The following is a 14,224-nucleotide window of genomic DNA, read 5'->3' as shown; positions in this document are numbered from 1 at the left end:
TAAGAATTTTTTATAATCTAAAATTTGAAAATCGAAATATACACAGACGGAGCTTGCAGCGGAAATCCCGGAAAAGGAGGATATGGAATTCTCATGCGCGTTCCTGAAAAAAATTACCAAAAAACTTTTTCCAAGGGTTTCCGAAAAACCACCAATAACAGGATGGAACTATTGGCCGTGATTACCGCTTTGGAAAAATTAAAATCTACGGAAAACGATATTCATATCTATACTGACAGTAAGTACGTTGCTGATGCTATCAATCAAAACTGGATTGCAGGCTGGATAAAAAGAGGGTGGAAAAATGTGAAAAATCCAGATTTGTGGCAAAAATTTATCGTTCTGTATAATGTCCACAAGCCTAAAATGCATTGGATAAAAGGACATGCAGGACATTTTGAGAACGAACTTTGTGATAAACTTGCTGTCGCTGCCGCCGCATCTGCCAATTTGGAAATCGACACTTATTTTGAAAACCTCGAAAACAATTCTCTTTTTTAAATTCACTGTATTTAATATTAATTTAGAATAATTTCAAATTACACCCTTTTAATATTTCATCATGTAAATTAATAATCATTATCAAATATATCTTTATTTTTAGAAAATTAACATTAAATATATATTTATTTCAAGAAAATCAATATCTTTACATGTCTAATTAATGTGATATATTAAATGAATAGAAATTTACTGCTTTATTTTTTCTTCATTTCACTTTGCTTTTCCGGGAGATTTTCATCTCAAACTTACCAACTCACAGGAAATCCTGTGAACACGACCGGATGGACTGTTGTCCCGTCAACAGTTGTAAATGGAGACTTTGTGATGATTACCGATGATTTAACTAATAAATCCGGAGCAATCAAACTAAACGACCCAATCAATCTAAAATATTGTGACAAATGGCGCATCGAATTTGATTTTAGGCTTGACGGAAACGGTACATCGTCAGGAAGAGGAGACGGTTTCGCTTTCTGGTATCTTCAAAATCCGCCGGTTGTGAGTCAACTTGGTTCAGGATTAGGAATTCCTCAGAATGCAATCGGTCTCATGATAGGTTTTGACCTTTATAATAACACTACTGCAGGACAGATGAATAAGGTACACCTCGCCTATGGCGTGGTACAAAACACGACCGATAACAATAATATTGAATATTATAATACTGCCGGAAGCTCGTTTCATTCAGCTGACCTTACTTCTACACAACCTTTTATAGGAGCTACTTACAAACATGTGGAGGTTACTGGTGAGGTAGATCCCGCAACTCCCGCAAACTGGATTATTACTTTAAAAATCGAAGGAAATACAATTGTTTCTCAATCATTTGCACCCCAGGGAGCGGCTGCCACAATGACTACGGGATACTTTGGTTTTTCAGGCTCTACCGGGGCGGCTTCCGTGAGAAGCTCTATCAAAAATGTGAAAATTTATACCGATAAAGTTCAGATTTTACAATCTTCAATTCCTGTATCTACTTGTCCTAACCCTTCTACAAACAGCGGAACGGTAAATTTAACTTCCTACAATAACCAGTTTGTGAGCAATACAGCAAACTATACATTTTCATATTTTACCTCAACTGGAGTTCCGATTACGACTCCTGCCAATTATCAGTTTACCTCAAATACTACAGTAAATGTTGTTGTAAAAGACAACGCAGGTGTTCTTTGTGACAATCCGGACGGAAAGATTGTTTTAACACTCTCACCACTGAATGCAGATGATGTAACATTAAAAGCATGTAATAATAACAATGCAGGAACTGGGACTTTTAACCTTAATTCAGCTGCGGTTACGAATGTTTTAGGAGCTGTCAAAAAATATTATAAAAATCTGGCAGATCTTAATGCTGGAACTAATGAAATAGTAAATACCAATGCATACGTTTCAATCCCGGGAAAAGTTTATGTAAAAGTAACAACACCTCAAGGATGTATGGATACTGCTGAGATTACTTTAAGTTTCTATAATCCGATCATTGTACAAGAAGCAACTTTACAATCTTGTTTCATTGATACAAATATCACTTCTGCTTCTTTTGATTTGTCCACAGCCAATGTAACTGCTCAAACAGGAATTTCAAAAAAATATTACACAACCGCAGCAAATGCCATTAGCGGAACCAACGAAATAATAAATCCAAATGCTTACATTTCTACAAGTGGTGCAGCTTATGTAAAGGTTACTGATGAAAATGGCTGCTATATGATTGCTAAAATTAACCTGGTAGTTTTACCTCCTGTAAAATCATCTATTTTAAAGGACAAAATTATTTGTATTGATGCCAGAACAAATTTAGATGCAGGGCCCGGCTTCGATGGATATGAGTGGAATACAGGAGCTACAACTTCTTCTATTCAAGGTGTTCCTGTCGGAATGTATTGGGTAAAACTGAAAACAGGAAACTGCTATACGTTACAGACTGTGAAAGTTATTCCTGCAGCAGAACCCACAATCTCAAGTATTGATATTACAAACAATACAATCTCAATAAATGTAAATGGAGGAACTCCACCTTACAAATATTCTTTAGATGGTATCAACTGGCAGGATTCTAATGTATTTTCAGGTCTTCCAAGAGGTGAAGTAAAAATATTTGTGAAAGATTTCTACAACTGTGAGCCGGTACATGTACAAATCACCGTTCCAAATCTTATTAATGCAATCACTCCAAATGGCGACAATGTGAATGATTTTATTGATTATTCAGCTTTGGCTTACAAAAAGAACCTTGTCTTCATTGTATATGACAGATACGGGAACAAACTTTATGAAGCCAACAAAATGAGAAACTTCACTTGGGACGGCACTGCTTCCGGTAAAAAAATCCTTACAGGGACTTACTGGTACACTATCACTTGGAACGAAGATGATAAAAATAATACTCAGACAAAATATTCTGGCTGGATATTAGTAAAAAATAGAGATTAAGCAATCTTTAAAAAATCACTCCCCCTTTTCCGGAGTGATTTTTTATTCGCTTTAAGATTATAATTTTCTATTCTCAATTTCGAATTAAAATAATTCAAGTTTAAAAATTAGATAAATATTTAAAATTAAACTCATTTAATTACATAATTGACAAAAATAAATGCTTTAAAAAAAATAAAATTCAATACATTTACGATATTAACAAAATAACCAACTCACTTCAAATGAAAAAAACTCTCTTTTATTTTTTTATCATTTTATCCTGCTTATCAGGAAAGTTATTTTCTCAAACTTACCAGCTTGTAGGCAACCCTGTCGTCACTACGGGATGGGATATGGTATCTAGTGCTGCCGTAAACGGAGACTTTATACAACTTACTCAGGATGTCGGAAATCAATATGGAGCCATAAAATTATCTACCCCTATTAACCTTAAATATTGTGATAAATGGAAAGTAGAATTCGACTTTAGAATTGACGGGAACGGAACAGCTCAGTTCGGACGTGGAGACGGTTTCACTTTCTGGTATCTGGCAAACCCACCAACAGGTTTTGTTTCCGGAGGAGGGCTTGGTATTCCTGCAAATGCCAACGGATTAATGGTAGGCTTTGATATTTTTAACAATGACACCGAAGGTCAGATGAGTAAAGTACATCTTTTATATGGCACTAATAACTCCCTGAATAGCAATATTGAATACAACAACACGCCCGGAAGTACTTTTCACTCACCAGATCTCAACCCTACCCAACCGTTTGTAGGAGCAACTTATAAACACGTAGAAGTAAACGGAGAAACAGATCTTACCAATCCTACAAACTGGATCATCACTATAAAAATTGACGGAAACACTATCGTTTCTCAATCCTTTGCCCCGTCAGGAGGAGCTGTCGGTATGACAATAGGATATTTTGGCTTTTCTGCCGCGACAGGAGGGGCATCCGCAAGGCATTCCATCAAAAATGCTAAAATATTTATTGATAAAGTACCTATTCTTACCAATACAATCACTCCTTTTGTCTGTGTAAATCCGGCAACAGGAAATGGTATCGTAGATTTGACTTCTTATAATACTCAATTTACAGCTAACCCCGGAAATTATATTTTTACATATTATGTTTTAGGAAGTTCCACTCCAATTGCCAATCCGCAGGCTTTCCAATATTCAGGAAATACAACGATTACGGTTGTCATAAAAGATCCATCGTCTACTTTATGTGACAATGGTGACGGTCAAATTGTATTAAACCCGACACCTTTTGCTGCTGATGATGCGACCTTAACAAGCTGCAACAACAATAATGCAGGCGTTGCAATATTTGATTTAACAACAGCTGCCGTTTCCACTGTTCCCGGGGTTACCATGCAGTTTTATAATTCAATGTATGATTTGAATAATGACATTAATCAAATTCCAAACCCTACTGCTTATCCATCTGCTCCGGCAACAATTTATGTAAAAGTAACAACACCTCAAGGCTGTGTGGATGTAGCGGAAGTAACTTTAAAGCACCATCCTACCGTAACTGTTAATGACGCTATATTAAGATCATGTTTCATTGAAATCAATCCTTCAATGGCATCATTTAACCTTACCTCTGCGCTTGTCACCTCACAAACTGGCGTTACAAAAGACTATTACCCATCATTGACCGACGCCGTCAACGGAACCAATGCAATAGCAACTCCGGCAGCATACATTGCTCCAAATGGTGTTATTTATATAAAAGTATCAAACGCACAGGGATGCTATGCTATTGCGAAAGTTACTTTAGTAGTTATTCCTCCTGTTTATTCTTCAGTATTAAAAGATAAAATTATCTGTATGGAAGATAAAACAGTATTAGATGCAGGGCCAGGATTCAACGGATATGAATGGAGCACCGGAGCAACTACACAAACAATTTCCAATGTGGGAGTTGGTATATACTGGGTAAAACTAAAAACAGGAGACTGTGTTGCTTTACAAACAGTAAAAGTAATTCCCGCAGACCAGCCCGTCATTTCAAATATTGATATTACAGCAAACACCATTAGTGTAAATGTAATTGGAGGAACTTCTCCTTACAAATATTCATTAGACAATGTAAACTGGCAAGATTCTAATGTATTTACAAACCTTTCCAGAGGAGATCACACTGTCTATGTAAAAGACGCCTATGATTGTGAGCCAATCACGGTTTCAATTGTAGTTCCGAACTTAATAAACGTGATTACTCCAAACGGTGACGGCGTGAATGACGTTATTGATTATTCAGCTTTGGCCGGAAAACAAAATTTAGTATTCAGTATTTTCGACAGATACGGAGCACAAATCCATAGAGGAGACAAAAACACGCAATACAAATGGGACGGTACTGTAAACGGGAGAAAAGTTCCCACAGGAAATTACTGGTATTCCGTAACATGGAACGAGACTGACAAAAAGAATACACCCTTCAAGTTTTCAGGTTGGATCATCGTGAAAAACAGAGAATAGCACAAACATTCATATTATATTACAGAATCACTTCAAATTTGAGGTGATTCTTTTTATTTTAAATCTATTTTATTCATATTCAATTCTTAAATTTGTAATATGAATTATTTGGAAGCTTTAAGCAGAAGATATTCTGTAAAAAAATTCAATAACGCAATTATTCCCCGGGAAACCTTAAACAACATTCTTGAGGCAGGAAAACTGTCTGCAAGTTCTTTAGGGCTTCAACCTTATAAAATTCTGGTGGTTGAAAGTGAAGAGATGAAGCAAAAATTAATTCCTGCATTTTACAATCCGTCGCAAATATCCACCTGCTCTCACTTAATTGTTATCATATCAAAAAAAACAGTTGATGAAAGCTATATTAATGGTTATTTCAGACATATTTCTGAGGTAAGAGAAACCCCGATTGAAAATCTCAATCTATTCAAAAACAGCATCAGTCAACATATTAATCAAAAAACCCAAGATGAAATTTTTAACTGGGCAGAAAAGCAGTCTTATATAGTTTTAGCTAATTTAATGTACGCTGCAGCTATCGAAAACATTGACTCCTGCCCTATGGAGGGCTTCCGCCAGGATTTGATTGAAGAAGTTTTAGATATCGATCCGGAAACCGAGAAAGTAACCGTAACCCTCGCTTTAGGCTACCGTTCGGAAGAAGATCATTTCCAGCATATGAAAAAAGTAAGAAAACCAAACGAAAAATTGTTTAAATTTATTTAATTATTAGACAATTGTACCTAAAGTAAGCATATGATAAAAGCGGATGTATTAGTGATTGGTTCCGGTATTTCGGGACTTTCTTTTGCCATAAAAGTTTCTGAGCAGCTTCCTGATGCCAAAATAATCATAGTAACAAAATCTGATGAAGATGAAAGCAATACCAAATATGCACAAGGTGGTCTTGCAGTAGTCACAGATTCTAAAAATGATAATTTTGACAAACATATCGAAGATACAATGCGCGCCGGAGATGGGGAAAACAAACGAGATGTTGTGGAAATGGTAGTGAAAGAAGCTCCTGCAAGATTCAACGAAATTGTAGAATGGGGAGCTAATTTCGACATGAAAAATGGCGAATTCGCTCTAGGAAGGGAAGGTGGCCATACCGAAAACAGAATTGTTCATCACAAAGATATCACAGGCTTTGAAATAGAAAGAGCTTTACTACAAACGGCTAAAAACAGTCCCAATATTGAGATTTTAGATCACCATTACGTAATCGACATCATTACCCAGCATCATGTCCCGGGAAAAGAGTTAAACGAGGGAGATATCCACTGTTATGGTGCTTATATTTTAGATGAAAAGTCTAAACAAATTAAAAAAATCACTTCAAAAATAACATTAGTTGCAACAGGCGGAGCCGGTCATGTTTATAAAAATACGACCAACCCAACCATCGCAACAGGAGACGGAATCGCTTTCGTGGCACGTGCAAAGGGAAAGGTTTCCAATATGCAATATTATCAGTTCCACCCGACAGCTTTATACAGCAAAATCGATGGAATGCTGTTTTTAATTTCTGAAGCCGTACGTGGAGACGGAGCGAAATTAAGAACAAAAAGAGGTGAAAAATTCATGCATAAATATGATGAACGTGAAGAATTAGCTTCAAGGGATATTGTTGCAAGGGCCATTGACAACGAAATGAAAATCACAGGTGACGAATATGTAGGCTTAGATTGCAGGAATATGGATCACGGAAAGTTTTTAGAGCATTTCCCGAATATTTACAAAAAATGCAGAGACGAAGGAGTTGATCCTTTTACCCAATTAATTCCTGTCGTTCCGGCTTGTCATTATCTGATGGGCGGAATCGAGATTGATAAAGACGGGCAGTCATCCATTAAAAATCTTTTTGCTGTCGGGGAATGCACCAATTCCGGGCTTCATGGTGCGAATAGATTAGCATCAAATTCATTGTTGGAAGGTTTGGTTTTCGGACACAGCGCAGCAATGAAAACTATGGAATTATTAAATGAAAATAATTTCAATTTTGATGATTTGAAAGCTGTTCCGGAATGGAATGAAGAAGGAATGAAAATCATGGATGAAATGGTCATTATTTCCTATCTAAGAAAACAGCTTCAGGAAATGATGAGTGATCTTGTCGGGATTGTAAGAAGCAACCGTCGTCTGAATATGGCTTTGCAGAAACATCAGGAAATTGCAGCGGCGGTTAACGAAATCTACCACTACTCTATCCTTTCGCCTCAATTATCCGAATTAAGAAATTTAACAACCGTTGCTCACCTTATCATCTCCCAATCAATGGAAATGAAAGAAAATAAAGGGGCGTTTTACAATAAAGATTTAGCTTAAAGCACATTAAAATGAAAAGACCAAGCTACGCAACAGATAAAGTTTTAAAACAATTCATCAAAAATGCTTTAGAAGAAGACATTCAGGATGGCGATCACTCTACTCTTTCAACAATTCCGAAAGATTTGAAACAAAGCGCAAAGCTTTTAGTAAAAGAAGACTGTATCTTGGCCGGGGTCGAACTGGCTGAAATCATCTTCAAAACTTTTGATAAAGACTTAAAGGTTGAAACTTTCATTAAAGACGGCACAACGGCAAAAGTTGGAGATATCGCTTTTATCGTTACCGGAAGCGCAAGATCAATTCTTTCAACAGAAAGACTTGTTCTAAACTGCATGCAGAGAATGAGCGGAATTGCAACAATGACGAATGATTGGGATTCAAGATTGATTGGCACAAAAACCAAATTATTAGATACAAGAAAAACTACTCCCAATTTTAGAGTTTGTGAAAAATGGGCAGTAGCAATCGGTGGCGGAACCAACCACAGATACGGTCTTTATGACATGATTATGCTAAAAGACAATCACATAGATTATAACGGAAGCATCACCAATGCTGTAAAAATGGCAAAAGATTATGTTAAAAAAAGCAAGAAAAAACTTAAAATTGAAGTAGAAACCCGAAATTTAGAAGAAGTTCAGGAAGCTATCAATGCAAAAGTTGACAGAATCATGCTTGATAACATGGATGTAAAAACTATGAAGCAGGCAGTAAAAATAATCAACGGCCAATGTGAATCTGAAGCTTCAGGAGGTATTACTCGAGATATGCTTAAAGAAATTGCCGCCACAGGTGTTACTTTTATTTCCGCAGGAGCCCTAACCCACTCTGCAGAGAATATCGATCTGAGTCTCAAAGCAGTGAAATAGCGTTGAATTTTTAATAAAAACATAGGCTATTTATTAAAAATTCAATAATATGATTTTTTTCATAGGAAATTTCACTTTTTATCTAATTTGTTAAAAATCAACAAATTAAGACTTATCGAGATTGAATAAAAATTAACATACAGTTAATATTAGTTAAAATTTATTTGCCGATTTTTGCATAAAATTTAAATCTAACTATTACTTAACGATTATGAAATTAATCAACAAATCAATGCTAACTGCGATAATTACTTTATCTACAGCTAGTGTTTATTACGCTCAACAAGTTCAGGATACTGTTAAAGACACAAGATCCAAAGACATTGAACAAGTTGTACTAACCGGAGTAGCCGATATCGCTAAAGATAGAAAGACTCCCGTAGCAGTTTCGACAATCAAAGAAGCACAAATTGTACAAAGATTGGGTAACCAAGAATTCCCTGAGATTTTATCAACAACTCCTTCTATCTATGCTACAAAAGGTGGTGGTGGTTTTGGAGACGGACGTATGAACGTAAGAGGTTTTGACACTTCTAATACCGCAGTAATGATTAATGGAGTTCCCGTTAATGATATGGAAGGTGGTACAGTATATTGGTCTAACTGGGCTGGACTTTCTGATGTAACTTCTGCAATGCAGATACAAAGAGGTCTTGGAGCTTCAAAATTAGCAATTGCTTCTGTTGGAGGTACAGTTAACATTATTACAAGAGCAGCAGACAAAAAGAAAGAAGGTAATGTAACTGTGGGTGTGGGTAATGACGGCTATCTTAAAACTTTATTTTCATATAATACCGGAAAATCTTTAAAAGGATGGTCTACTTCATTCTTGATGAGTAGAACAGCCGGAGCAATGTATATTGACGGTTCAGATTTTGAGGCTTACAACTATTATTTCGCTCTAGGTTTCCAGCCAAACAAAAAACACGATTTTCAATTTACGTTTACGGGAGCTCCACAATGGCATAACCAAACTTTTAATAACACCATCGCAACCGATTTGGATATGGGTGATGGGAAATTAGATGGCGTTTTGTCTGACAAGCCCAACAGAAGATACAACTCCAACTGGGGCTACTTGAACGGACAACAATATTCTCAATCCGTAAACTATTACAGTAAGCCCGTTGCTTCGATCAACTGGGATTGGACAATGACCAAAAAATCTAAATTATCAACGGTTCTTTATGCGTCTTGGGGACGTGGAGGAGGAACCGGAATTTTGGGTAGTATTGTAGGAAAATCTGCAACAGGGGCGACACAGTCTAAGGGAATAAACGATATTGCTCTAAAAGATCAAAACGGGTTGATTCGTTGGGATGACATTTTTGCTTACAACCAGGGAACTAATGGAAATAATATTAATTGGAACTCGAATAATGTAAACTATGTTGCAACAAATGCAACACCTTTCATAGGAACAAGCTCTAACGGTATTACCAGAAGAGCTAGTGTAAATTCGCACGACTGGTACGGAATTTTGACCAATTTCCAACATAAAATCAACGACAACTGGAACTTCTCAGTAGGGTTAGACGCAAGATATTACTACGGTTACCATCCAGGTCTTGTTACTGACTTCTTAGGAAACAAAGAATACCGTGAAGCAGGAAACTTCAACCAATATCCGTATTACACTGTTACACAATCATATGACGCAGCGCCTCCTGCAAATCCGTTTGCAGCGGCTGTAAAAGACAAATCACAGATTGTATATAGAAATTATGATGGTAAAGTTCTTTGGGGAGGAGTTTTCGGACAATTAGAATACACAAATGACAAAATTTCAGCGTTTGTTCAAGGTTCTGCATCTGAGCAAAGTAACCAAAGAATTGACAATTGGGTAGGCACACAAGATCTTTATGCAGTAGTGAACGGAGTAAACACTTTGATTGCAAGTCACCTACAACAAGGACAAGAAGTTAACAGAACTACAGATCAGAAATTCAGATTCGGGTATAATGCAAAAGCTGGTTTGAATTATAACATCAACGAACAGCACAATGTTTTCGTAAATGTTGGTATTTATTCTAAGCAACCGAATCAAAATGCTATTTTCCCTTATTCATTACCAACAAAAACATTTGGTTCTTTATATCAGCAAATCGAAAACAAAGATTTAAGAAACGAAAAAGTATCCTCTGCTGAAATCGGTTATGGTTTCAAAAGTGGAAAATTCAGAGCAAACTTGAATGCATATTACACAGATTGGAAAGATAGATTCGTTCGTGTAACAGGTATCGCTTATACTAATGATGACGGCACTCCTGGCACAAATGGTACTGCAAGTTTGACAGGTGTGCGAGAAGTGCATATGGGTGCTGAATTAGAAACGTTCTATAAACCTTTAAACTGGCTGGAGTTCAACGGAATGCTTTCTGTAGGAAACTGGAAATACAAAAACAATCCAACAGGAAGAGTAGCTGATGTAAACGGTGATCCAATTATCACAAACGGAAAAGACGAAGTTGTCTTGGCTCTGGATGGACTGAAAGTTGGGGATGCTGCACAAACAACAGCTGCATTAGGAGCAACGGTGAAGCCTGTTAAAAATCTTGATGTTTTCGGAACATGGAGATATTATGATAATTTGTACGGAACGTTTAGCATCAATAATAGTTATATTATTAAAGATGGAAACATCCCTGCTGCCAGATCAGAAAAAGGGTCTTTGAAAGCACCTTCTTATAATCTTACAGATGTTGGAGCTTCTTATACATTTAATTTGACAAATGGTAGCAAGCTAATCGTTACAGCCAATATCTATAACTTATTTGATACTACTTACATTTCAGATTTGAGATCATCAGTTAAGAAGACTCTAACAGATTTTAAGACACCAACAACGACTGATGCGCAGGCACAAGCTGCATTAGATGCTTATAATGCAAATCCTAAAAACTTCTACAAAGGTTTAGATGTTAGCAATAACGTTTATTTCGGATTCGGAAGAACTTGGGCGGCTTCTCTATCTTACAGATTCTAATACTATAAAAACATTAGATTTTATAAATATCAATCCCGGCTTATCGCTGGGATTTTTGTTATATTTGTACTCGGAAAAAATAGAAAAAACAAAATATGGATTTTTACAACATTTTACTTAATGCTCATAAAGGATTTGGGTATTTGGAATTGCTTTTGGTAGCCTTATTTGTGATTGCTTTGTTGGTTACAATGTTTGGCTTTAGCGGGAAAGTAAACAAGTTTTTAAAGAAAACTACACTTTTCACTATGATTTTCTTCCATGTGCAGTTTTTATTGGGGATCATTATGCTTATTACCTTTTTCTCATCAGGTGCAAATATGGGAGAAATTATGAAAAACTCAGCTATGAGGTTCCAATATGTAGAACATCCTTTTTCAATGTTGGTTGCTGCTGTATTGATGACGATTGTCAACAAAAAAGTAAAAGTTAATCCTACAATTTCTTTAGGAATTGTTATTATGGGATTAATCGCTGTAGGTTTATTTGCATTCGCATTCCCTTGGACAAGAGTCTTTGGGGCATAATATATTAACTTAATAATTTTTAATCATTAAAATGAAAGTAGCTGTAGTCGGTTCAACAGGAATGGTTGGACAAGTCATGCTTAAAGTTCTAGAAGAAAGGAATTTCCCTATCACAGAATTAATTCCGGTAGCTTCGGAAAAATCTATTGGTAAAAAGGTGAAGTATAAACAGGAAGAATTTACGATTGTAAGCATGAAAGACGCTATAGCAGCCAAACCGGATATTGCAATTTTTTCAGCCGGAGGTGATACTTCCCTTGAGTTTGCCCCGCTTTTCGCTGAAGCAGGAACAACGGTTATCGATAACTCTTCAGCATGGAGAATGGATCCCACTAAAAAATTAGTTGTTCCCGAAATTAATGCTGATGTTTTAACAAAAGAAGATAAGATCATTGCAAATCCGAACTGTTCTACTATTCAGTTAGTAATGGTTTTAGGGCCTTTGAATAAAAAATATGATTTAAAAAGAGTAATCGTTTCTACTTACCAATCTGTAACCGGAACCGGGAAAGCCGCTGTTGATCAACTAAACGGAGAAATCGGTGGAGACGATTCTGTTACTAAAGTTTATCCTTATCAAATCTTCAAAAATGCATTGCCACACTGTGATGTTTTTGCGGATGATGATTATACTAAAGAAGAGATTAAACTAATGAAAGAGCCTAAGAAAATTTTAGGTGATGATACATTTAATCTAACAGCAACTGCAGTGAGAGTTCCCGTACAGGGAGGTCACTCTGAAAGTGTAAATATTGAATTCGAAAACGAATTCGACCTTGATGAAGTAAGAAAAATTTTATCTGAAACTCCGGGAATTGTGGTATTGGATAACGTAAAAAACAACGAATATCCCATGCCGTTATATTCCGAAGGAAAAGACGAAGTTTTCGTCGGAAGGATAAGACGGGATTTGTCTCAGCCAAAGACGCTGAATCTCTGGATTGTGGCAGACAATCTGCGGAAAGGTGCTGCTACCAACGCTGTGCAAATCGCAGAATACATTGTAGCAAATAACTTAGTTTAAACTAACAAAATAAAAAAGAGTCTCAGAATTGAGATTCTTTTTTTTATCAAACCTATGAACGTTCAAAAGAATAATAAAAAAGATAAAATAGGCTTTCAAAAACTTATTGCTGTTTTTGGAGTTATCCTTTTCATTGGAAAAATCGTCGCTTGGAAACTTACGAATTCTGATGCTGTATTTTCTGATGCTATGGAGAGTATTGTAAATGTAATCAGTGCATTTATGGGACTTTATTCTCTTCATCTTGCTGCAAAGCCAAAAGATGAAGACCATCCTTACGGCCACGGAAAAGTGGAATTTGTAACTTCGGGAATTGAAGGTGCTTTGATTGCCATTGCAGGCCTGATGATTATCTATGAAGGTATCAACAGTTTGATTGTCGGTAAAGTTTTAAATAAACTTGATTGGGGAATTGCTATCATTGCAGCGACGGCAATTGTCAATTACTTTTTAGGATATATTTCTATTAAAAAAGGGGAAAACGAGAACTCTTTAGTCCTTATTTCGTCTGGAAAACACCTTCAATCTGACACCATTACAACACTCGGAGTTGTAATCAGCTTAGTTGTCGTGTATTTTACCAAAATTTATTGGATAGATTCTGTTGTAGCACTTATTTTTGGGGCATATATCATCTTTGTAGGGTATAAGATTGTTCGTAAATCTTTAAGCGGAATTATGGATGAACAGGACCCTGATTTATTAAATCAAATCATAAAAGTTCTTGAGGAAAACAGACGTATAGAATGGATAGACGTTCATAATATGAAAATCCAACAATTTGGAGCCAATCTGCACATTGACGCACATATTACACTTCCATGGTATTACAGCCTTCGTGACGCTCACAACGAAATGGAAAAGATGATTCTCCTTCTGGCTAAAAATACCAAAAGAAGCGTTGAATTTAATTTTCATATGGATGACTGCAAACCTATCTCCTGCCCTGTTTGTCAAATTGCAGACTGCCCCGTTCGTGAAAAGGATTTTGTAAAAAGGGTAACATGGACTCCCGAAAATGTAACCAGTGTGGATAAACACACTGCTTAAACTATTATAAAAAATATTAC

At 36.3% G+C, this 14,224-nt stretch carries 10 protein-coding genes; all 10 read left to right on the top strand.

What is annotated here, in order from left to right; all coding sequences use genetic code 11:
* The first annotated feature begins 24 nt into the window (after positions 1-24).
* The 10 genes from rnhA (at position 25) to ACM39_RS18405 (ending at position 14,204) form a co-directional block, all read left to right on the top strand.
* A complete protein-coding gene (gene rnhA, locus ACM39_RS18450; protein ID WP_048512523.1) occupies positions 25-501 on the top strand; it encodes a ribonuclease HI in 477 nt (158 codons plus the stop codon).
* 177 nt (positions 502-678) lie between these two features.
* Positions 679-2,937, top strand: coding sequence for a T9SS type B sorting domain-containing protein (locus ACM39_RS18780; RefSeq protein ID WP_053073353.1), 2,259 nt, complete (start codon positions 679-681; stop codon positions 2,935-2,937).
* 224 nt (positions 2,938-3,161) lie between these two features.
* Complete coding sequence (locus ACM39_RS18775) at positions 3,162-5,417, top strand: T9SS type B sorting domain-containing protein (protein WP_053073352.1); 2,256 nt, start codon at positions 3,162-3,164, stop codon at positions 5,415-5,417.
* A 99-nt stretch (positions 5,418-5,516) separates the two neighbouring features.
* Positions 5,517-6,143: an NAD(P)H-dependent oxidoreductase gene (locus ACM39_RS18435; RefSeq protein WP_048512522.1), complete on the top strand. Its 627-nt coding sequence runs from the start codon at positions 5,517-5,519 to the stop codon at positions 6,141-6,143.
* Positions 6,144-6,173: 30 nt separating this feature from the next.
* Entirely contained in the window at positions 6,174-7,745 is a 1,572-nt protein-coding gene (nadB, locus tag ACM39_RS18430; protein WP_048512521.1) for an L-aspartate oxidase, read from the top strand.
* A gap of 11 nt (positions 7,746-7,756) precedes the next feature.
* Positions 7,757-8,617 carry a carboxylating nicotinate-nucleotide diphosphorylase gene (gene nadC / locus ACM39_RS18425; RefSeq protein WP_048512520.1) on the top strand — a complete coding sequence of 287 codons (861 nt, stop codon included), beginning with the start codon at positions 7,757-7,759 and terminating at the stop codon, positions 8,615-8,617.
* A gap of 211 nt (positions 8,618-8,828) precedes the next feature.
* Complete coding sequence (locus tag ACM39_RS18420) at positions 8,829-11,603, top strand: TonB-dependent receptor (RefSeq protein ID WP_048512519.1); 2,775 nt, start codon at positions 8,829-8,831, stop codon at positions 11,601-11,603.
* 95 nt (positions 11,604-11,698) lie between these two features.
* Positions 11,699-12,130 carry a hypothetical protein gene (locus tag ACM39_RS18415; RefSeq protein ID WP_048512518.1) on the top strand — a complete coding sequence of 144 codons (432 nt, stop codon included), beginning with the start codon at positions 11,699-11,701 and terminating at the stop codon, positions 12,128-12,130.
* Between the two features lie 31 nt (positions 12,131-12,161).
* Complete coding sequence (locus tag ACM39_RS18410) at positions 12,162-13,154, top strand: aspartate-semialdehyde dehydrogenase (protein WP_048512517.1); 993 nt, start codon at positions 12,162-12,164, stop codon at positions 13,152-13,154.
* 54 nt (positions 13,155-13,208) lie between these two features.
* Positions 13,209-14,204: a cation diffusion facilitator family transporter gene (locus tag ACM39_RS18405; RefSeq protein WP_048512516.1), complete on the top strand. Its 996-nt coding sequence runs from the start codon at positions 13,209-13,211 to the stop codon at positions 14,202-14,204.
* The last annotated feature ends 20 nt before the right edge of the window (positions 14,205-14,224 follow it).

Source organism: Chryseobacterium sp. FH2, assembly GCF_001045455.1.
In the GTDB taxonomy this organism is placed as follows: Bacteria; Bacteroidota; Bacteroidia; order Flavobacteriales; family Weeksellaceae; genus Chryseobacterium.
The sequence above is the reverse complement of the archived record's forward strand: the minus strand, read 5'-3'. Positions and strand labels throughout refer to the sequence as shown.